We start from the raw sequence: 20,631 nt of genomic DNA, 5'->3' as shown, positions 1-20,631 counted from the left end.
CCCGGCCTGCGGCGACGGGCGTCCCGCCGGCCGGGCGGGTCAGGTCCGCAGTTCCCTGAGCACCGCGCGGGCGGTCTCGGGCAGCGACGCGGCGGACGCCAGCGCCTGGGCCCGCAGGTGGGCCCGCGCCTCCTCCAGCGGGACGCCGAGCTGGTAGCTGAGCGCCCCGACGGCCTGGTGCACCTCCGCCCGGTGCAGGCCGATCGTGCCCGCGGTCCGCGGTTCGTCGAAGGAACTCTCGTTGTCCGGCCGCCAGGCGAGAATCCTCAGGGCCATCGCCTCGGCCACCAGGTGTCCGTCCGCGGCCTGCCGGGGCGTCAGCGATCCGGGCGTGGCCCGGTACCCGGAGAACGTCCCGAAACGGAGCCCTTCCGTTCCCAGCGGCCACACGAACACCGCGCGGACCCCGGCCGTCCGCGCCTCGGCGGTGAACCGCGGCCACCGCAGCGCCGCCGGGCCGAGGTGCGCGTCGAGGTCGGCGACCTGGAGCGGCGCGTCGGCCGGGTCCACGCTCGCCCCGGGACCCTCCCCGAGGACGAACTGGATGTCGTCGAGCCACGCGCTGGTGTCGTCGCTGTACCAGACCAGCTCCAACCCGTCCCGCAGCGACACCGCGATCCCGTCCAGGCCCAGCGCCGCCACACACCGCACCGCCCAGGCGCGGCCCGTCTCCTCGCCGTCGAGCAGGTCCTCGACGGACATCCCGTACTCCACCACGTGCCCCTCCCCGTGCCAGGGGGCCGATCGGCTTTCACAGACGGTCAGCTCTGTGCCGCGCAGATTACTCCGCATATATCTACGGAACACCGGGCTGGACGAAAACGGTTCTTGCCATCGGCAACCGCGCGATCCGGCCGCGCGCCGACCGGGCCGGAAACTCGGGTTGTTGCCTGTCGGGGCTCTTGGCTGTGTCCACGCGCCCGGCTAGGTTGCCGCTGACAACGTTGCCAGCGAGCGAGGTGCGCGGCCGCCGTGTGGCCGCGCACCCCGTGGAGGAGGTGTTCGATGCCGGGCCGACGTCTGAGAACAGGGATGGCACGGATGGCACGGGGAGTGCGCGCCGCTTCGGCGGTGGGGGCGCTCGCCGCCGCGCTGGCGGTGGTGCCGGCCGCGCCACCGGCGGGTGCGGCCGACGTGCGGGCCACGGCGACGTCCGGGCTGGACTACGTCGCACTGGGGAGTTCGTTCGCCGCCGGGCCCGGCATCCCGCCGGTGCAGTCCAGCGGCGGCGCCGTGTACTGCGGACGGTCCGACGTCAACTATCCCGCTCTCGTCGCCCGGGACATCGGCGCGAACCTCACGGACGTCTCGTGCAGCGGAGCGACGACCGCGCATCTGCTGACCGAGAAGCAGTCCGAACAGCCGCCGCAGCTCCAGGCCGTGACCGACGCGGCGCGCGTCGTCACGATCACCATCGGCGGCAACGACGTGGACTACCTCGGCAGCATCAACGCGTACTCCTGCCTGACCGGCGGCGGTTCGGGCTGCCGCACCGTGGACCGGGGCGCGATCGACGAGACCTTCGGCGTCCTCACCGACCGGCTGGAGAGTGTGGTGACCGCCGTGCGCGCCGCGGCCCCGCAGGCACGCGTCTACCTGGTCAGCTACTTCACGATCCTGCCGGACTCGGGTGTCTGCGCCGACGTTCCGCTCACCGCCGACCAGGCGGCGTTCGAACGGAGCATCGCCTCGCGTCTCGCCGCCGCCACCGCCGACGCGGCGACCGCCGCCGGCGCGGCCCTGGTCGACCTCGCGGCCGCCAGCCGGGGGCACGACGCCTGCTCGGCCGCCCCCTGGGTCGAGTCGTACCGGCCGGCCTCCGGACGCTCCACGTACCACCCCAACGAGGCCGGTATGAAGGCCGCCGCCGGGCTGGTGGAGTCCGCGCTCGCGGCCTCCGGGCAGCTGCGCACCTCCGAGATACGCTCCGGCGTCCCGGGCAAGTGCGTGGACGTCGCCGGCTCCGGCACCGCCGACGGCACCGCCGTGCAGCTCTACGGCTGCAACGGCACCGGCGCCCAGAAGTGGACGTACGCGCCCGGCGCGGGCGGCACCCTGCGCGCGCTGGGCGGCTGCCTGGACGTCAGCGGCGGCGCGACCGCCGACCGCACGAAGGTCCAGCTCTGGCGGTGCAACGGCACCGACGCCCAGCGGTGGGTGCCCGGTCCGGACTCCTCGCTGGTCAACCCGCGGTCCGGGCGCTGCCTGGACGACCCGGCGGGTTCCTCCGCCGACCGGACCCGGCTGCAGATCTACGAATGCAACGGCAGCCGGGCCCAGCGGTGGACCCTGGCGGGCTGACCGTCCGCTCCGGGCGGACGGGCCGCGCGTCGCTCCATCACGCTGCGTGCCCGGTGGCGGAGGTTCCGCGCCGCGGCCGGCGGTGCCGCCCTCGCCCGCTCGTGCCGGGTGCCGGAGCCCCGGGGGTCAGCCGGTGGCTTCTATTGAACCCAGCACGAGCGCCTCCTCCAGGGTCCGCAGCGGCGAGAACCAGCCGAGCAGACCGCACGCCCGCAGCAGTCTGCGGATCAGCGGGTGCGGGCAGACCAGCAGCAGCCGGCCGCCGCGTTCCCTGACCCGTTCGTCGGCCCGGCACAGCAGGCGCAGGCCGGAGCAGTCGAAGAACTCCACCGGTGTCAGATCGACCACCACGGTCTGTTCGGCGGCGGAAGTGGCGGCGTCCAGCCGCGGCCGTATCTCGATACCGGCGGCGATGTCTATCTCACCGGCGAACTGGATCACTGTCATGCCGTGGACCTCGCGGATCACAATGTGTCCGACAGGCCATGCTGTCCCCTGCTGCACGGCGGTATCCCCCTGTCGCACCTGGTCCCTCACGCGGACCGGAGAGCGGAGACGACGATTCAGGCCACCGGGGGCAGGGGTGGCGAAGCTGTGCCAAGCCTACGGACGCGGTCGACGTCCGTGGCCGGAAAACTGATACGTGAGGACGTCATGCCCCCATCCGCGCGTTCTTCAACCTTTCCACCAGGCAGTCACTTTACGTAATGGTCATGCCAATGGTTCTGAGTGGTCGGGTACGTGTCCGCCGCGCATCCGGCGCCGACCGGGCGCGGCGCGCGATCACCGGACGCGGGTCCGGTCGCACGGCGGGCCCGTACGCACGGCGGGCCCGTACGCGCGGCGGGCCCGTCGGCGGCGGCACCCGAGAGGAACCCTCGCCACTCCTCGGCCCGGCGCGCTTGGCCGGTGCGCGCGGTCCACGAGCCGTGCTGCGGCCGGTGCGCGCGGTCTAGGTGCCGTGCTGCGGCCGGCCGGCCGCGCCGGCCGCGACCTGCTTGGCGAGGTCCGCGGCCCACGCCTCGATCGTGAGGAAGTCGCGGAAGTCGCCGCCCCTGCCGTGGCGGAGGATCATGCGGGCCAGCCGGCCCCGCGCGCCCTCCCGCAGACAGCCGCCGAAGGTGACGTGTCCGACGACGTCGAGGTACGCCATGTCCCGCCGGACGCCGGGCACGGGCGGGACGTCCCGTTCGGCGGCCGAGGTGTCCAGCGGCCCGCTGCTGAAGAACCAGACCGGCCGGACGGCCAGGGCACGCCGGTTCCGGCGTACGAAGCGCCGGGCGTCCTTGTGCCAGCGGCCGGCGTAGAGCGCGCCGCCGACGACCACGGCGTCGTACGGCGTGACGTCGCGCACCGATGGGGCGGGCAGCGCCTCGGCCGTGACGCCGTGTTCCCGCAGGGTCCGGGCGACGGCCTCGGCGATCTCCCCGGTGGAGCCGTTGGCCGTCCCGTAAACAACCAGCGCGGTGACCGGCATCGTCTCTCCCCTCTCCCGTCTCCGTCAGAGCTTGCGCAGCCAGTCGTCGGCCACGCCGTGCACCGCCTGCCCACCCGGCGTCGTGCGGCATGGTGTGCCCCTTGCGAGTACGGTCCGCGACGACGGTCGGCCCGAAGGACAGCGTGCTCCTCGGCGGTGCCGGCGCCCAGAGGCCGTACGGCCCTTCACCGTCCGTACGGCCCCGTACGCGCGGCGGATGTTCTACGGTCGTCGGTGCGGGACGCGGCGCACGGAGCGCACGACGTCAACGGGGCCCGCGTGAGGAGGCATTCGTGCTGGAGGAACTCGTGATGGCCGGCGGTACGGCGGTGGTGGGGGCGATGGCCACCGACTCCTGGCTGGTCGCCCGCGCCCGGGTGGCGGAGCTGTTCCGGCGCCACGGCGGCGAGGACCGGCGGCAGGCGATCGAGGGGCAGCTCGACGGCAACGCCCGTCTGGTGGCGGAGGCGGAGGACGGCGACCAGGACCAGGTGCGGCAGACGCTCCTCCCGCTGTGGCAGCTGGAACTGCGCGCGCTGCTGCGCCGCGACCCGGCCGCGGCCGCGGAGCTGCGGGCGCTGATCGACGAGGTAGCACCCGCCGGGAACCGTGAGCCGCGCTGGGTGCAGGACGTCGTCGTCCGGGACAACGGGCAGGCGTACGTGGTCCAGGGCGGGAACATCGTCAACCATCACCACCGTCCGGGCCCGGCGCCGGACGGCCCCTGATCCGGCACCGCTCCCCTGGTGACGGCCGCTTGTCAGTGCCTCTTCCTATGCTGACGCCATGAAGATCACCGAGCGGACCCTGACGGAAGCCTGGCAGCGGACCGCCGCACGGCATCCCCTGCTCCACGGCGTCGGACTGCCGTATCTGGCCGCCTCGGAGGAGGCGTCGGACGAGTGGACCGACCGTACGGAGGAGACGGAGGAGGGCGGTCTGTGCCTGGTGCTGGACGAGGACGGCACGGTGCGCGGCCGGCACGGTCCCTACCGGGAGCTTTTCGTCACCCGCGACCTGGAGCAGGTGCTCTACCTGATCGCGGAGGCCGCGGTGCGGCGGCGCGGCGGCACCCCCGAAGAGGTCGCCGGCACGCTGGACCGCATCGACCCGGCGTGGGGCCGACGGTTCCGCGGCGGCGGCCTGGACGATCCGGGGAGCATCGAGCGTTGCGGACGGGACCCGTTGGAGGGGCTCGCCTGGATAGCCGGTACCTGGCGCGAGCAGAGCCCGTACACGCACCTCGCCTTCTTCCGCGCCGGACCCGGCCGGACCGTCGACCCCGAGCGGCTGGCCCTGTCGTACGGCGCCGATCCCGCGCAGGTCGCGGCCGGCACCCGGCTGAAGGACCTGCTCGCCGAGGACGACGGCCGCGCCCACTGGGACCGCCAGTGGCAGAGCTGCTGCTTCGGGCAGGCGGGCGGATGGACGTACCTGCTGCACCACGACTCACCGCCGGGGTCCTTCGCCGACAAGGAGGCGTACGCGGCGCTCGGGATCGAGGAGTCCGTGTGGCTGAGCGCCACCTCCGCGAAGGCCATCTACACCTTCGACTACGTGCGGGACGGCCGCCGTGTCGACGACGACTGGGGCATCCTGGAGCTGATCTGGTACGACCGCGGCCGGGCCCCCTACCTGCGCGGCGGCGAGCTGGACTTCCTCAACCGGGCCGTGCGCCGCGCCGAGCTGGACCATCCCGAACTGACCGGCGAGTTCCAGCTGTACTTCCACGCCCTGGAGATGTCCCTCGGACTGCGGCTGCCGCGCGGCGAGTTCGCGGAGGGGGAGGTGCGGGCCGCGTACTGGGCCGAGTGACTCACCGGAACTGTCGCGTGAGCGTGCGTACGCACACCGTCCCGTCGGGTCCTGCCCCGTCCCGGGCGTCCGGTGGCACGGTGCCCCCACCGCACGGGGGCGGGCAGCGGGGGCACCGCGGTTCCGGGTGGGGTCACGACGTGGCCAGTGCCTCGGTCGGGGGCAGCCGGGCGGCCCGCAGGGCCGGATAGAACCCGGCGAGGCCACCGATGACCAGGGTGGCGCCGATGCCGCCCGCCATGGCCCAGACCGGCACGACCGTGCCGATGCCCTGGTAGCTCGCGTAGCCGATGGTGACACCGATGCCGAGCAGCACCCCGCCGATACCGCCGAGGGCGGACAGCAGCAGCGCCTCGGCGAGGAACTGCGTACGGATCTGCCCGCGGGTCGCGCCGAGCGCGCGGCGCAGGCCGATCTCGGAGCGCCGTTCGAGCACGGAGATGACCATCGTGTTGGCCACGCCGACACCGCCGACGAGCAGGGAGACACCGCCGAGTCCCAGCAGCAGACCGCTGAGGGTGTCGTCGGTGGCCTCCTTGGCCGCCAGCACGTCGGAGGGCCGGGAGACGTCGACCTCGTTGGGGAACTCCGGGTTGGCGGTGGCGCCGAGCTTCGCCTGCACCGAGTTGACCGCGGACTCCTCCACCCGGGTGTAGACGGAGGTCGGATAGCCGTCGAAGCCCAGGTCCTGCTCCGCCTCGGCCCAGCCGACCATCGCGTTGCTGTCCAGGTCGGGCAGGAGTTCGTTGGGCGCGAGCAGGCCGACCACCGTGAACCAGCGGCCGCCGAGCCACACCTTCACCTCGGGCCCCGCGTAGTGGACGCCGAGCTGTTCGGCGGCGTGGGAGCCGAGGACGACGGCCGGGTACCGGCTGTTCGCCGCGTTGAGCCAGGTGCCGTCGGTGAGTTCGGCGCCGATCGACTCCAGCAGGTCGCTGCGGGCCGCGGTGACCCGCAGTCCCCCGGACCGCGTCGCCGGCACGTGGTCGTTGCGGTAGACCTTGGCGGACGTCTTGCCGAGGGCGGAGACCGTCTCGACCTCGGGGATGTCGCCGATCATCGCGAGCGACGTGGTCGGCAGGTGGGCCTCGCCGCCGTCGAAGGACTCGCCGGGCGTGACGGTCAGGAGGTTGGTGCCGAGCGCGGCGAGCCGCTCGTTGAGGTCGTTGGTGGAGGACGTGGAGATGCCGACCACGCCGACCATCGCGGCGATGCCGATGGCGATCCCGAGGGCCGACAGGAACACCCGCATCGGCCGGGCCCGCAGTCCCGAACCACCGACCCGGACCACGTCCGCGGGTCCCATCCGGGCCGCCTTGGGCCGCGGTGGCGGGGGGAGGTCCCGCCAGGGGGCCCGGCCGGTCTCGCCGGTCTCCCCGCCGGTCTCCCGGCCGGGGGTCGTCAGGCTCATCGCGCGCCCCTCTCCGCGGTGACGAGTTCCCCGGCCGGCGCGTCGCCGAGGGCCGAATCGTGTTCGATCCGCCCGTCCTTGAGGCGGACCTCGCGGGGCAGCGAGGCCGCGATGTCCCGGTCGTGGGTGATGACGACGACCGTCGTCCCGGCCTCGTGCAGCTCGTGCAGCAGCTCCATCACCACGGCTCCGGAGCGGGAGTCCAACGCGCCGGTGGGCTCGTCCGCCAGGAGCAGCGGCGGATCGCCGAGCACGGCGCGGGCGATGGCCACGCGCTGCTTCTCGCCGCCGGAGAGCTGGTGCGGTTCGTGGTAGAGGCGGCGGCCGAGTCCGACGCGGCGCAGCGCGCGTTCGGCCAGCGCGCGCCGCTCGGCGCGGCCGCGGCCGCTGTAGAGCAGCCCGTCGGCGACGCTGTCCAGCGCCGGGACGCCGGGTGCCAGGTGGAACTGCTGGAAGACGAAGCCGATCGTGGCCGCCCGCAGGGCCGACAGGTCGCGGTCGCGCAGCCGGTCGACGTCGTGGCCGGCGATGCGCACCCGGCCTGCCGAGGGCCGGTCGAGCGTGCCCATGATGTTGAGCATCGTGGACTTGCCGGAGCCGGACGGTCCGACAACGGCGAGCAGTTCACCGCGGTGCACGACCAGGTCGGCGGAGCGCAGGGCGGTCAGGTCGCCGTAGGACTTGGACACCTCGGCCAGGTCCACGACCGGATGGGAGGAGACGGTCACTTCGCCACCCCTACGACGGTTCCCTCGGAGATGCCGGCTCCGGAGACCTCCACGAGGCTGTCGGCGAAGAGGCCGAGCTCGACCGGCACGTACTCGACGCCGTGCGGCGCGGAGGGCTTCACCACTTCCAGGGCGTAGCCGCCGCCGTCGCGGGCCACGAGGGCGTTGACGGGGACCGCCAGCACGTTCTTGCGGCTCTCCGACTCCAGGGTCACGTCCACGGAGGCGGCCTGGTAGTCGCCGAGCCCCTTCTGGTCCTCGACCTTCAGCCGCACCGGCAGGGTGGCTTCCTGGTCGCTGTCGGCTCCCCCGCCGCCGGCGTCGCCGGAGGGGTCGTCGGAGACGTTGGAGGGCGCGCCGACATCGGTGACCTTCCCCTGGACGGTGCCGCCGTCGGGGAGCGTGATCTCCGCCGCGGTGCCGGCCTCGACGAGGTCCTCGTACTGGGCTTCGAGGTCGACGGTGACGACGCGCTCGGTGGCGGTCCAGCTCAGCAGGGGGCCGCTGGGCGCGGCGCCCGTCGAGGCCGTCACCTCGGAGACCTTCCTGGCGCCTTCGGCGACCACGGCGTCACCCGGCTCGACGGCGCCGGTCTCCTCGCGGTTCAGGTCGTCCTGCCACTGCCGGACAGCGGCGGCCGTCGCGTCGTTGTACGTGGAGTCGGCGGTGAAGCCGTCGTAGCCGAGTGCCTTGAGGTTCGCTTCGAGGATCTTGACGTCGCTGCCCGAGTCCCCGGAGCGCAGGGTGCGGTAGAACGGGATGTCCCCGTAGAGCAGCGGGGTCCGGCGCTGGTTGACGCTGTAGACGTTGTCGCCGCGCTCGACGGTGTCGCCGGCCTCGGGTATCCAGGTCAGGATGGCGGAGCCGCCGTCACCGCCCGCGGTGCCCTGGCCGGAGCCGCCGCCGTCGACGGCCTGCACGGTGGTGGCCGGTCCGTAGCCGATGCTGCCGGACACGGTCTCGGAGTCGGTGAGCGTGGTGCGCTTCACCTTCGCCGTGGCCGACGGGCCGGTGGGGGCCTGTGCCGCGCCGTCGTCGTCGCTGCCGCCCAGCGCTCCGCTGGCGGCGAGTCCCGCCGCGGCCGCCACCACGATCGCGACGAGCACGATCAGGGAGGTCCGCACCGGTCGCCGCCGCCGGCCGTCGGCCGGGGTCTCCTCGTCGGGCGCCGCCGGTCCGTGGCCCCCGCCCGCGGTCCGCACCTCGGCGCCCGTCTCCGGTCCGGTGGCCACGGTGCCCCGCTCCGGTCCGGTGGCCACCACGCCCGTCCCGGGTCCGGTGGCCCCGGTGGCCCCGGCGGCCGCTTCCGATTCGGTGGCCACGGTGCCCGGTGTGCGCAGGTCGAGGGTGCCGGGCGGGTCGCCACCGGGTGCGGCGGAGTCCCGCTCGTGGGTCTCGTCGGGGGCGGTCATTCGCCGACCTCGAAGATGAGCGAGCCGCCCGGGGACTTGTCCTGGCAGGCGGCGGACGCCTTCTGCATCCGCGCGTCGCTGGGGTCCATCCCCAGCGCGTCGATGTTGATTTTGATCTGGCCGCCCTCGACCTCCGGGTCGGGGAACTTGGGCACGCCGTTCTCCCGCATGCACGCGGCCCAGGCCTGGACCTTCGCCGAGTCGACGTCGCCGCCCCTGGCGTCCTGCCCGACGCCCTGCGGCATCTTGTCCCGGCAGGCCTCCTGGGCCGCCTGGGAGTCCGGGTCGTCGGCGTTGCCGGGGTTGATGAGCACCCTGCCGTCGCCGCCCTGCTCGGGGTCCTGGTAGTCCTCGACCCCGTTGTCCCGCATGCACTGGGCGTAGTCCAGAGCCTGCTGGTACCCCGAGCCCGCGGCGGCCGCGGTCGACCCCTCGTCCTCGTCCTCCGCGGCACTGGAATCGGAACATCCCACGGCGGCGCTCATGACGAGAAGAGCGGACGCGGCGAGGAGAAGGTGCGCTTTGAGGCGCTTGCGTGTGTTGGACATGGCCACAGTCCTACGTGGACCGCGGTCACACGACGGACACAGAATTCCCCCGGCGGCCCGAATCGAATTACCGGGCGGAACGTGTGACCACCCTGTGACCCGATGTCCTGACACGGTAAGTCCGTTCGCTCGGCAACGCACGGCAACGCTCGGCAACGCACGGAAACTCCTTTTATCCGGACGACGAAAGGAAGTCCGATATGCCCTCGGGACTTTCGACCCTGGCGCCCGGTACGACCGCCGTTCCCGGTGAGCCGTCGGCACCGCCGCGGCGGCGCCGGGCGACGTTCTGGCGCTCTCCCCCGGACCAGCCCGGCTGGGCCCGGCCGGCGCTCGTGGCCGTCGCCGCGATCGCCGCGCTGCTGTACACCTGGAACATCACCGGGAGCGGTCTGGCCCCCTACTACTCGGTGGCCGCGCGGAGCATGTCGGAGAGCTGGAAGGCGTTCCTGTTCACGTCCTTCGACCCGGCCGCCACCGTCACCCTCGACAAGATCGGCGGCTTCCTGTGGCCGCAGGCGCTGTCGGCCCGGCTGTTCGGCTTCCACGACTGGGCGCTGACCCTGCCGCAGTGCGTCGAGGGCGTGGTCTCCGTGCTGGTCCTGTACCGGGTGGTGCGGCGCTGGCAGGGTGCGGCGGCCGGACTGATCGCGGCCGGGCTGCTGACGGTGACGCCGGTGGCTGCCTCGATGTTCGGGCACGCGCTCCTGGACTGCTCGCTCACCATGTGCCTGGTGCTGGCGGCCGACCAGTACCAGAAGGCGGTCCTGACGGGCCGTCCCGGCCCGCTGCTGCTGAGCGGCCTGTGGATCGGGCTCGGCTTCCAGGCCAAGATGATGCAGGCGTGGATCATCGTTCCGGCGCTCGCCGTCGCCTACCTCGTCGCCGCCCCGCACGGGCTGCGGCGCCGGCTCGGGCAGCTGGCGGCGGCGGGCGGCGTGCTGCTCGCGGTGTCCCTGTCGTGGGTGGCGCTGATGACGTTCACGCCGGAGGACTCCCGTCCCTACGCGGACGGCTCGACCGACAACAGCGCCTTCGCCATGGTCTTCGGCTACAACGGGTTCGACCGTTTCCACGAGGGCCTCGTCCCGGGCTCCGTCCGGACCCCGTCCCCGCAGGGCACCACGCCGGCTCCCTCCGGCGGGGCGTCCGAGGAACCGCGCGACGGAGCGCGAGCAAACGAGGAGGCACGGACCTCAGCGCAGTCCTCCGCGCGGTCCCCCGAGCAGTCCTCCTCCCAGCCCACCGCGCAGTCCTCCACCCAGTCCTCCACCCAGTCCTCCGCACAGTCCTCTCCCGCCCTCGCGGTCCTTCCCGGTTCGGGTGGCTGGACCAAGCTGTTCGGCCCTCGCTTCACCACCCAGGTCGGCTGGCTGTATCCGCTCGCGCTGACCGCCCTGGCCGTCGGCCTGGTACGGCACCGCGGAGCGGCACGCACCGACCGGCGGCGCGCCGGCTATCTGATGTGGGGCGGCTGGCTGGCCACCTCAGGGGTCGTGCTCAGCGCGCTGAGCATCCCGCACACCGCTTACGTCGCCCTGCTCGCACCGCCGCTGGCCGCGCTGGCCGCCGCCGGAGCGACGGTCCTGTGGCGCACCCACCGGGCGGCGCGCGGCGGGCCCCGGGCCTGGCTGCTGCCCGCCGTGGTCGTCGTCCAGGAGATGTGGACCCTGCACATCGCCGCCGAGTACACGGAGTTCGCGCCGTGGCTGGTCCCGCTGGTCCTCGTCGCCTCCGTGGTGGCCTGCGGTGCCCTCGTCCACACCGCCCTGCCCACGGGAGTCTCCCGCCGCACGGTCCGGCGGGTGGGCCTCGTCGGCCTGGCGAGCGGGTGCGTCGCCTTCCTCGTCGCGCCGGTCACCTGGTCGGCGAGCGTGCTGGACCCGCGGTACGGCGGCTCGGCGTTCGACGCCTACGCCGGGCCCCCGCTCAAACCCGTCGGCGCGCCGGGGGGCGGCGACACGTCCGGAGGCGGCGGAACGTCCGAAGGCGGCGACGAGGGCCCGGTCAAGAGCAATACGCTCGGCGGCCGTACGGCGGCCTCCACCGCCCAGGGTCCCGCCGTGCTCGACAGTCTCAGCGCCGACCAGAGGAAACTCGTCGACTACGTCCGGCGCCACAACCGCGGTGCCGAGTACACCTTCTCCGCCAACAGCTGGGAGGCGGCGTCGCGGTACATCTACGCCGAGGCCCTGCCGGTCCTCCCCCTCGGCGGCTTCACCGCGGGCGCGGACATCGTGAGCCTCGCCGAGTACCGCGACCTGGTCCGCGCCGGCCGCCTGCGGTTCGCCCTGATCGGCACCCACGACGGGACCATGAGCGGCACCGGGGGCGGCCAGGCGAGCGAACCGGCGCCGGGCAGCTCGGTCGCACGGATCGACGCCTGGGTGAAGTCCGCCTGCGCCGTCGTCGATCCGGCGGTCTACGGCGCCCACCCGGCGTCCGGGGCCGGGGCCGGGGCCGGGGCCGGTGAGGAGACGCTGTACGACTGTGCCTCCGCCGTACGCTGACGGCGGTGGAGCGCGGCACCGTTCACCAGGCGACGGGCAGTTCCTCCACCCCGTACTGGACGGCGAACTGACGGAAGCGCAGTTCACCGGCGGGTACGGCGAGCCGCAGGCCGGGGAAGCGGGCCAGCAGCGCCGCGAAGCTCAGCCGCAGTTGGACGCGGGCGAGCGCGGCCCCGACGCAGTAGTGGATGCCGTGTCCGAAGGCCACGTGGGCGGTGTCCTCCCGGGTGATGTCCAGGGTGTCCGGCGGACTGCCCGCCGGCCGGGTGCGGTTGACCGCGAGCAGCGAGCAGGAGACGACCTGGCCCTTCCTGATCTCCTGCCCGCCGACGGTCACGTCCGTCAGCGCGGTGCGCGGCGACGCCGTGGAGACCACCGACACGTACCGCAGCAGTTCCTCCACCGCCCGCGGCAGCAGCGCGGGATCGGCGCGCAGCAGGTCCAGCTGGCCGGGATGGCGGAGCAGGGCGAGGAGGCCCAGTCCCAGCATCTGCGCCGAGCCCTCCAGCCCGGCCGCCATGAACGAGGCGCAGACCCCGGCCAGTTCCGCGTCGGTGACGTCGTCACCGTGCTCCCGGATCAGCATGCCGAGCATGTCCTCGCCGGGGTCCGCGCGTTTCCGCGCGACGGTTCTGCTCATGTAGGAGGCGAACGCCTTCTGCGCCGCCACCCGTTTACGGATACGGCCGGTGGAATGCGCGTCCATACGGCTGGGCGCCCGTACGTCGAGCATTCTGCCCAGGTCGGCGAGGTCGTCGCGGGGAATGCCGAGCAGGGCGCAGATGACCAGTCCCGGGACGGGCCAGCCGAAATGCCGCATGAGATCGGCCGGTGGTCCCGCCGCGGCCAGCACGTCCAGCCGTTCCGTCACGATTCGCTCGACGATCGGTTCCATTCTGCGCATGCGGCGCAGGGTGAATTCCGGCGCGATCAATTTACGCAGCCGGGTGTGTTCCGGGGGATCGTAATGCAGCAGATTCCCCTCTTCCCTGGCGCCCCGGGAGATCGCCCGCTCCAGATCGGGTGGCCGGGCGGTGAAGCGGTCCGCGTCCCCGAGGACCGCCCGAGCCTCGGCGCGTCCGGTGGCCAGCCAGTCCGCGGCCCCGGGGTCGGGGCACACGGGTGTCTCGTTGCTCATCCGGGTCAGCTCGGGCAACGGGTCCAGCCCGTCGCGGCGCAGGTGCGGGGGAAGGTCCGGCGGCTGCGGCATGCCTGGCCTCTCTGTGCGGTGAGGTGAGGTGGGGTGGTGTGAGGTGGTGTGGGATGGGCTGGGGCGGGGTCCGGTGGCGGCTGCTACCAGGTGACGGGCAGGTTCTCGATGCCGAAGGTGGCCATCCACGGCGGGCGGAAGCGCAGTTCGCCGCGCGGGACGGCCAGCCGGAGCCCGGGGAAGCGGCGCAGCACCCCGGCGAACGCGATCCGCAGCTCCATGCGGGCCAGGGCCGCGCCCGCGCAGTAGTGGATGCCGTGCCCGAAGGCCACGTGCGTGGTGCCCTCCCGCCGGATGTCGAGGCGGTCCGGGGGTGCGCCGGGCGGCCGGCCCCGGTTGACCGCCAGCAGCGAGCAGGACACGACCTGGCCGGGTTCGATCACGTGGTCGCCGACGGTCACCTCGGTCAGGGCGGTGCGCGGCGAGGCGACCGCGACGACGGTGACGTACCGCAGCAGTTCCTCGACCGCCTGCCCCATCAGTTCGGGGCGGTCGCGCAGCAGGGCGAGCTGGTCGGGGTGGTCGAGGAGCGCCAGGACGCCCAGGCCCAGCATGCCGACCATGTTCTCGATGCCGGCGGCCATGACGGAGGCGGCCAGGCCGACCAGTTCCTTGTCGGAGACGTCCGTACCGTGTTCCCGGACCAGCATGCTCACCAGGTCGTCACCGGGGTCGCGGCGGCGGGCGGCGACGTAGCGGGCGAGGTAGTTGTCGAAGGTCTTGGCCGAGGTGCGGCGGGCCTGCCAGCCCCGGTTGTCGCGCCGGCTGAGATCGAGGTGCCGGGCGAGTTCCGCCTGGTCGTCGCGGGGGATGCCGAGCAGCGTGCAGCCGACCAGCCCGGGGATGGGCCACGCGAAGTGCCGCATGAGGTCGGCCGGCCGCCCGGCCCGCTCCATGACGTCCAGCCGGTCCTCGATGATCCGCTCGACCTGTCCTTCGATGCGGCGCATACGGCGCAGGGTGAACTCCGGCGCCAGCAGCTTCCGCAGCCGGGTGTGTTCCGGCGGGTCGTACATCAGCGGGTTGCCGATCTGGGTGATGAGGCGGGACTCCTCCTCGGTGTCGGCGGGCGGCCGGGTGCTGAACCGGTCCGCGTCACCCAGGACCGCCCGTACCTCCTCGCGGCCGGTGGCGACCCAGTCGATCAGCCCCGGTCCGGTCTCCGCCACCAGTGGTGTCTCGGCGCTCATCCGGCCGAGACCGGGCGGCGGGTCCATCCCCTCCCTGAGGTGGTGGGGGATGATGTCCGCCTTCCTGTCGCGGTTCCTGCCCCTGCCCGTTCGCGTGTCCTCGGTCATGCACTGCCCCCTTCGTGCGCGGCTGCGCGGGTCGTCGCGGTGCGGGTCGTAGCGGTGCCGGTCGTAGCGGTGCTCGGCGTCGCGGTGCTCGGCGTCGCGGTGCGGATCTTCCGGTCGAGGACGCGGCCGATGACGGGCCGGTGGGCCGGTTCGAGCATGTCCTCGTGGGCGGCGGTGACCTCGTGCGTCTCGATGTCCCCGGCGACGTACGGCCGCCAGCTCGCGATCGCCTCGGTCGCCAGGAGCGTCTCGTTCTTCCGTTCGGTCGCCACGAACACCAGCAGGTCACCGCGGTAGACGGCCGGCCGGTGGTCCCGGATGAGACCGACCGTGTTCTTGATGACCTCCCGCATGTTCTCCAGCAGTGGCCCGCGCACCTCCATGGCCCGGCCGTCCTTGCCGGCGTCGTTCTCGCCCCAGGTGGCCCGGCCGTCGTCGGGGCCGAGAACGGACTCGTCCCCGGCGGCGATCTCACCGACGTCGCGCAGCGGGTACGCGTCGAGCAGTGCCAGCAGATCCACCCGCTGCCCCTCGTCCTGGAGGCGGCAGGCGACGGCCTGGGCGACCACCCCGCCGAGCGACCAGCCGAGCAGCCGGTAGGGGCCCTCCGGCTGGACGCTCCGGATCTGCTCGATGTAGTCCGCCGCCATCTCGTCGATGGACCGGGGCAGCGGCTCGGGGCCGCCGAGCCCGCGCGCCTGCACCCCGTACACCGGCAGGTCCGCCGGGAGATACGGCAGCAGGGTGGCGTAGCTCCAGCTCAGTCCGGTGCCGTGGTGCAGGCAGAACAGCGGGCGGCGGCTGCCCTCGGGCCGCAGCGGCAGCAGTACGCCGAGGTCCTCGGAGTTGCGGACCGTGCGGCGCAGCACGCCGTCCCGCATCCGGCGTCCGGGGGTGCCTGGCTGGAGGTGCAGCCGTCCGTCGGCGTCGCGCCGCGCCCACCGGCCGGTGCGGAACATCCGCTCGCCGCCGCGGCCGAAGGGGCTGGCGACGAAGCGGCTGCCGGTCGTGCCGGGGGCGTCGGCGTAGCCGCGGGCGAGCCCGTGACCGGCCACGTACACCTCGCCGGGGGTGCCCGGGGGGACGGGGCGCAGGAAGTAGTCCAGGAGGTAGGCGCGGGCGGCACCGACCGGGGTGCCGCTGTCGAGGACCGCCGGGAGGGCCTCGCCCGGTGGGGTGCGGTGTCCCAGCCAGGCGCCGCCGGTCTCCGCCGTGCCGCGGGCTGCGACCAGTGCCGGACGCGGGTGGTCGGCGCGCCACCGTCCGGCGCCGTTGGCCGGCTCCGGTCCCCCGTCGCCGACCATGACCACCTCGGCGGCGGACGGGTCCGGCAGGGTCGGCAGCAGGGCCCGCGTGGTGACCAGACGTCGGGCCGTCTCCGCACCGGTCGTCACGGGCACGTCGCCGGTCGCTCCCGGCACGCCCAGGCGGACGCTGTCTCCGGCGCCGAGCGCCGTGAGCAGCGGGATCAGCAGGTCGGCGACGGGCATCCGGGTGTCCAGCAGGGTCCCGGCGACTCCGGCGGTCCCGGCGGGTTCCGCGTCCCGGGGGAGGTTCCGCCGGTGGTCCAGGGCCCGGCGGGCCAGCGCGCGGTGCTCGATGACGACGGTCTCCGCGTCGGCGGGACTCGTACCCGTGTGCGCGCCCGTGCCCGCGCCCGTGGCGCTCGGGTCCGGCTTCGTGGCGGGGAGGACCAGGGCCGCGTGGGCGGGCAGCGGTGGAATCGTCGTGCGGCCGGACCGCGGTGGGGTCGTCGCGGTGTCGGCGGGCTGCGGTGGGGTCGCTGGTCCGTCGGCCGGCAGCCACAGGCCGAGGCCTTCGGCGCCCTCGGCGCCCAGGACTCCGAGGGTCCCGGTGGTCCCGACCGTCCCGGCCGTCCGGTCGTGCCCGGCCGCCCCGGCGTCCCCGCCCGCCCCGGCATTCTCGACGGTGCCGGTGCGGGCGATGACGGCCGCGAGCCTCCGTCCGCCGCCGCCCGGGGCCGCGAGCACGTCGGCCGGTGTCCGCGCGGTGTCGGTGACCCGGCAGGCCGCCCCCGCCTTGAGCACTCCGAGCAACGCGATGACCAGATCCGTACTCATGGGCAGCGCGACCGCCACGGTGTCCTCGTGCCCCACACCGACCGCCGCGAGCCGCCCCGCCAGCGCGGCGGCGGCGGTTTCCAGGCCACCGAAGGTGACCGGTTCCGGCCCGTGGGGCCCGCAGGACACGGCGACGGTCCCGGGGGTCAGCGCGGCATGTCCGGCGAGCAGTTCGACCACGGTGCGCTCGGCGGACGTCTGGCGCCTCTCGTCCTCCGCGCCCACGCCGATCGCCTGCCGCCGCTCGGCCTCGTCGAGCAGCACCTCGATCTCACCGACCCGGAGTTCCGGGTCGTCGGCCACCTGTTCCAGTACGCGCACCAGCCGGCGGGCGAACGCAGCGGCGGTGGTTTCGTCGAACAGTTCGGTGGCGTAGTCGAGCGTGCCGACGATGCCGTCCGGGTCGCCGTAGTCCTCGAAGCTCTCGGTGAGGGTGAGGCGCAGGTCGAGCGCGGAGTCCGCCGGCGGCAGCGCCAGCCGGGTGGTCGCGAGTCCCGGCAGCTCCGCGTCCTCCCACTTCTCGGCGATGTCGTCGCGGACGTCGAGCAGCACCTGGAAGACAGGGTGGTGGGCCGGGGAGGTCTCCGGGGAGACCAGCTCCACCAGCCGTTCGAACGGCACGTCCTGGTTCCGCAGGGCCTCCTGGTACACCTCGCGGGCCCGCTCGACCAGGGTACGGAAGGTGGGGTTGCCGAAGGTGTCGAGGCGCAGCGCGAGCAGCCCGGACAGCGGCCCCACCACTCCTTCCAGGCTCTCCTCCCCGTCCGGCCTGGGCAGCACGGTGCCGATCACCAGGTCCGTGCCGGCGGCGAGGCGGGACAGCAGCAGGGCCAGGGCGGCGTGTACGGCCGTGAAGGAGGTCGCGTCGGCGGCCTCCGTCGCATCCATCAGCCTGGCGTGTGTCTCCGCCGGGACGCGCACCGGCACGGAGGCGGTGGTCCGGGCCGGCGACGACGGCCGGAGCCGGTCCGCGGGCAGCGGGGTGTGCGGGGGCGCGTCGGCCCAGGTGGCCTTCCAGTACTCCACCTGGTCGGCGACGAGGCTGTCCGTCTGCTGCTCGCCCTTGAGCAGTTCTCCCTCCCACAGGGCGTAGTCGGCGAACTGGACGGGCAGGGGCGCCCGTTCGGAGATCCGCCCCTCGCGTCGTGCTCCGTAGGCGGCGGCCAGGTCGCGGACGAGCAGGTTGACGGAGGACTCGTCCGCGGCGATCGGGTGGATCACCAGGAGCAGTACGTGCTCGGTGGCGGAGAGCGTCAGCAGGTACGGCGCCCAGGACGTCTCACGGGTCAGGTCGAAGCTCCGCCGGACGAGCACGTCGAGGTGCCCGGCAAGCTCCTCCGCGGTGGTCGGCACCACCGTCAGCTCTGGGGCGACGGCCGGGTCACCGGCCGCCGACACCCGCTGGAGGAGCCGCCCGTCGTCGGTCTCGGCGAACCGGGTGCGCAGCAGTTCGTGCCGGTCCACGAGGTCTCCCAGCGCCGCGCGGAGCGCGGACACGTCCAGCTCGCCGTCGAGTCGCAGAGCGGCGGGGAGGAGCCCGGCGGAACTCCGGCCCGTCTCCTGTTCGGAGCGCCGGATCCACTGCTGGCGCACCGAGGCGGGGAGGTCGTCGGGGCGCTGCTCCACCGCCCGCAGCGGCGGGCGCAGCTTGGCGCCCAGCAGCCGCTCCACGCCGACGGGCGTGGAGGAGCCGAAGAAGTGCCGGATGCTCAGTTCGGCGCCCAGTTCGGTGCGGATGCGTCCCGCCAGTCGCATCGCGAGGGCGGAGTTCCCACCCAGGTCGAAGAAGTTGTCGTCGGGACCGATCCGTTCCAGGCCGAGCACCTCGGCGAACAGCGCGCACAGGGTCTCCTGGAGTTCTCCCTGCGCCGCCTTGGCCGAGACGAGGTCGGCGTAGTCCGGCGCGGGCAGGGCGGATGTGCGCAGCTTGCCGTTGGGGGTGAGCGGCAGTTCGTCCAGGACCAGCACGGTGGCCGGGACCATGTACTCGGGCAGCCGCTCGGCGGCGAACGCCCGCAGCGCACCGGTGTCCAGTCCGCCGGCCCCGTCGGTCCCGTCGACCCCGTCGGCGGGGACGGTGTACGCCACGATCCGGGGATCGCCGGGCCGGTCCTCCCGGACGAGGACCGCCGCCTGGGCGACGTCCGGGTGGGCGGCGACCACGGACTCGACCTCGCCGAGTTCGATACGGAACCCGCGGATCTTGACCTGCTCGTCGGCCCGTCCGGCGAAGTGCAGCAGCCCGTCGCCCGACCAGCGGGCCAGGTCACCGGTCCGGTACATGCGCTGGGCGGGCAGGAACGGGCACGCCACGAACCGCTCCGCCGTCAGATCCGCGCGCCCCAGATAGCCACGCGCCAGACCGGGACCGGCCAGGTAGACCTCGCCCACCGCCCCGACCGGCGCCGGACGCAGGAACTCGTCCAGTACGAACACCCGGCAATTGCGCAGAGGGCGGCCGATGGACGGCGGTGCGCTCTCCGGGGTGACGTCCTCCGCGATCGCGACGGCCGTGGCCATCACCGTGGCCTCGGTGGGGCCGTACGTGTTCCACACGGCCGCCTGTCCCCGCCACCGTGCCGCCAGGTCGGCGTTGAGCCGCTCGGCGCCCAGCACCCAGGTGTGGATGCCCGGGACGGACTGCGGGTCCAGCACACCCAGCAGGGACGGCACCACACTCGCCACACTCACCCCGGCACCGCGGACCATCGCCGCCAACGCCTCCGGATCCGTACGCTCCTCACTGGCCGCGATCGCCAACGTCCCGCCGTGCGCAAGGGTCACCGCCACATCCAGCACGGACGCGTCGAAACTGAACGACGCGAACTGCAACGTCACCTCACCCGGGCCCGCACCCAGCACCGGACCCATCGCCGCCACCAGGTTCGCCAGCCCACCGTGCGCGACCGCCACACCCTTCGGCCGGCCCGTCGAACCCGACGTATAGATCACGTACGCCAGACGATCAGGGTCCAGGGCCTCGTCGAGCGGACCGGCGGACTCAGCCGTCATCTCCGCTGTCGCGATCTCCTCGGCCGCATCGGCCAGCCACTCCTCGTCGATCACCAGCGCCGCGCCACTGTCGGCCGTCATGAACGCCAGCCGGTCCGCCGGATACTCCGGGTCCAGCGGCACGTACGCCGCCCCGGCACGCCACACCCCCAGAATCGCCACGATCATGTCGACACCCCGCGCGAGCTTCAGCCCCACCCGCGTCTCGACGCCGACACCGTGCCGACGGAGGTGGCGGGCCAGCCGATTCGCCCGCGCCTCCAGCTCCCCGTACGACACCTCCACCGCACCACACCGCACCGCGGCACTCTCCGGCGCACGCACCGCCCACTCCGCCACCGACGCCGGCACCATACGGGAACCCACGGAACGCCCGGTGTCGTTCCACTCCCCCACCACCAACGCCCGCTCATCGGCGTCGAGTACGTCGATCTCGCTGAGCCGTACCTCCGGGTCGGCCGCGACCTGCTCCAACACCCGCACGAGGCGGTTGCCGAGGGACCGTACGGTCGCCGCGTCGAACAGGTCCGCCGCGTAGAGGATCCCGCCGCCCAGACCACCCGGCGAACCATCGGCGCCCCGCCGCTCCGCCAGGGAGAAGGACAGGTCGAAACGGGCAGGGGGCTCGGCGACCGGAGGCAGGGGCGCGACCCGCAGGCCGGGGAGTTCCCACTCGGCCTCGGGCACGTTCTGCAGGGCCAGCATCACCTGGAACAGCGGGTTGCGCGACAGCGACCGCGCCGGGTTCAGCTCCTCCACCAACCGCTCGAACGGCACGTCCTGATGCGCGTACGCCGCCAGATCCGTCTCCCGCACCCGCCGCAGCAC

Annotated in this window: 14 protein-coding genes; 4 read left to right on the top strand and 10 right to left on the bottom strand. The window is 73.6% G+C overall.

Translation table 11 applies throughout. The features are described 5' to 3' along the window. Window positions 1-39 precede the first annotated feature (39 nt). On the bottom strand, window positions 40-717 hold the full coding sequence (locus UW392_RS22370) for a hypothetical protein (protein WP_320776855.1): 678 nt from the start codon (window positions 715-717) through the stop codon (window positions 40-42). Between the two features lie 324 nt (window positions 718-1,041). Here UW392_RS22370 and UW392_RS22365 point away from each other — a divergent pair, with 324 nt between their 5' ends. Continuing rightward, window positions 1,042-2,301: a ricin-type beta-trefoil lectin domain protein gene (locus UW392_RS22365; RefSeq protein WP_320776854.1), complete on the top strand. Its 1,260-nt coding sequence runs from the start codon at window positions 1,042-1,044 to the stop codon at window positions 2,299-2,301. A gap of 126 nt (window positions 2,302-2,427) precedes the next feature. Here UW392_RS22365 and UW392_RS22360 read toward each other — a convergent pair whose 3' ends face one another. Together UW392_RS22360 and UW392_RS22355 are read right to left on the bottom strand one after the other, a co-directional pair. Next, entirely contained in the window at window positions 2,428-2,748 is a 321-nt protein-coding gene (locus UW392_RS22360; protein ID WP_414496581.1) for an STAS domain-containing protein, read from the bottom strand. A gap of 505 nt (window positions 2,749-3,253) precedes the next feature. Further along, window positions 3,254-3,778, bottom strand: a complete 525-nt coding sequence (locus tag UW392_RS22355) for a flavodoxin domain-containing protein (RefSeq protein ID WP_320776853.1) — start codon at window positions 3,776-3,778, stop codon at window positions 3,254-3,256. 293 nt (window positions 3,779-4,071) lie between these two features. Between UW392_RS22355 and UW392_RS22350 the strand changes: the two genes are divergently transcribed. Beyond that, window positions 4,072-4,506 carry a hypothetical protein gene (locus UW392_RS22350; protein WP_320776852.1) on the top strand — a complete coding sequence of 145 codons (435 nt, stop codon included), beginning with the start codon at window positions 4,072-4,074 and terminating at the stop codon, window positions 4,504-4,506. A gap of 58 nt (window positions 4,507-4,564) precedes the next feature. Continuing rightward, the gene (locus UW392_RS22345; protein WP_320776851.1) at window positions 4,565-5,593 is read left to right on the top strand and encodes a hypothetical protein; all 1,029 of its coding nucleotides are present in this window, start codon (window positions 4,565-4,567) and stop codon (window positions 5,591-5,593) included. 133 nt (window positions 5,594-5,726) lie between these two features. Here UW392_RS22345 and UW392_RS22340 read toward each other — a convergent pair whose 3' ends face one another. The 4 genes from UW392_RS22340 to UW392_RS22325 all read right to left on the bottom strand — a co-directional run bounded on the left by UW392_RS22340 (window position 5,727) and on the right by UW392_RS22325 (window position 9,692). Next, complete coding sequence (locus UW392_RS22340) at window positions 5,727-6,899, bottom strand: ABC transporter permease (protein ID WP_320776856.1); 1,173 nt, start codon at window positions 6,897-6,899, stop codon at window positions 5,727-5,729. 101 nt (window positions 6,900-7,000) lie between these two features. Next, complete coding sequence (locus tag UW392_RS22335) at window positions 7,001-7,732, bottom strand: ABC transporter ATP-binding protein (protein ID WP_320776850.1); 732 nt, start codon at window positions 7,730-7,732, stop codon at window positions 7,001-7,003. After that, complete coding sequence (locus UW392_RS22330) at window positions 7,729-9,144, bottom strand: peptidoglycan-binding domain-containing protein (protein WP_320776849.1); 1,416 nt, start codon at window positions 9,142-9,144, stop codon at window positions 7,729-7,731. Before UW392_RS22330 ends, UW392_RS22335 begins: the two co-directional genes overlap by 4 nt. After that, window positions 9,141-9,692 (bottom strand): hypothetical protein, encoded by a 552-nt coding sequence (locus UW392_RS22325; protein WP_320776848.1) that lies wholly within the window; start codon window positions 9,690-9,692, stop codon window positions 9,141-9,143. Before UW392_RS22325 ends, UW392_RS22330 begins: the two co-directional genes overlap by 4 nt. Before the next feature lie 200 nt (window positions 9,693-9,892). On the opposite strand from UW392_RS22325, the gene UW392_RS22320 reads away from it, so the two are divergent. After that, window positions 9,893-12,202 carry an ArnT family glycosyltransferase gene (locus tag UW392_RS22320; protein ID WP_320776847.1) on the top strand — a complete coding sequence of 770 codons (2,310 nt, stop codon included), beginning with the start codon at window positions 9,893-9,895 and terminating at the stop codon, window positions 12,200-12,202. 22 nt (window positions 12,203-12,224) lie between these two features. On the opposite strand, the gene UW392_RS22315 is transcribed toward UW392_RS22320, so the two are convergent. The 3 genes from UW392_RS22315 to UW392_RS22305 all read right to left on the bottom strand — a co-directional run bounded on the left by UW392_RS22315 (window position 12,225) and on the right by UW392_RS22305 (window position 20,619). Next, complete coding sequence (locus tag UW392_RS22315) at window positions 12,225-13,412, bottom strand: cytochrome P450 (RefSeq protein WP_320776846.1); 1,188 nt, start codon at window positions 13,410-13,412, stop codon at window positions 12,225-12,227. Between the two features lie 83 nt (window positions 13,413-13,495). After that, window positions 13,496-14,710, bottom strand: coding sequence for a cytochrome P450 (locus UW392_RS22310; RefSeq protein ID WP_320776845.1), 1,215 nt, complete (start codon window positions 14,708-14,710; stop codon window positions 13,496-13,498). Next, window positions 14,707-20,619 (bottom strand): non-ribosomal peptide synthetase, encoded by a 5,913-nt coding sequence (locus UW392_RS22305; RefSeq protein ID WP_320776844.1) that lies wholly within the window; start codon window positions 20,617-20,619, stop codon window positions 14,707-14,709. Before UW392_RS22305 ends, UW392_RS22310 begins: the two co-directional genes overlap by 4 nt. Between the last annotated feature and the right edge of the window lie 12 nt (window positions 20,620-20,631).

The organism is Streptomyces sp. CRN 30 (assembly GCF_034105845.1).
The sequence above is the reverse complement of the archived record's forward strand: the minus strand, read 5'-3'. Positions and strand labels throughout refer to the sequence as shown.

Excerpts from the sequence above, each read along its gene's own strand:
- UW392_RS22365 (WP_320776854.1), top strand. The coding sequence starts at position 1,042 with ATGGCACGGGGAGTGCGCGCCGCTTCGGCGGTGGGGGCGCTCGCCGCC.
- UW392_RS22360 (WP_414496581.1), bottom strand. The coding sequence starts at position 2,748 with ATGACAGTGATCCAGTTCGCCGGTGAGATAGACATCGCCGCCGGTATC.
- UW392_RS22355 (WP_320776853.1), bottom strand. The coding sequence starts at position 3,778 with ATGCCGGTCACCGCGCTGGTTGTTTACGGGACGGCCAACGGCTCCACC.
- UW392_RS22345 (WP_320776851.1), top strand. The coding sequence starts at position 4,565 with ATGAAGATCACCGAGCGGACCCTGACGGAAGCCTGGCAGCGGACCGCC.
- UW392_RS22340 (WP_320776856.1), bottom strand. The coding sequence starts at position 6,899 with ATGGGACCCGCGGACGTGGTCCGGGTCGGTGGTTCGGGACTGCGGGCC.
- UW392_RS22330 (WP_320776849.1), bottom strand. The coding sequence starts at position 9,144 with ATGACCGCCCCCGACGAGACCCACGAGCGGGACTCCGCCGCACCCGGT.
- UW392_RS22325 (WP_320776848.1), bottom strand. The coding sequence starts at position 9,692 with ATGTCCAACACACGCAAGCGCCTCAAAGCGCACCTTCTCCTCGCCGCG.
- UW392_RS22320 (WP_320776847.1), top strand. The coding sequence starts at position 9,893 with ATGCCCTCGGGACTTTCGACCCTGGCGCCCGGTACGACCGCCGTTCCC.
- UW392_RS22315 (WP_320776846.1), bottom strand. The coding sequence starts at position 13,412 with ATGCCGCAGCCGCCGGACCTTCCCCCGCACCTGCGCCGCGACGGGCTG.
- UW392_RS22310 (WP_320776845.1), bottom strand. The coding sequence starts at position 14,710 with ATGACCGAGGACACGCGAACGGGCAGGGGCAGGAACCGCGACAGGAAG.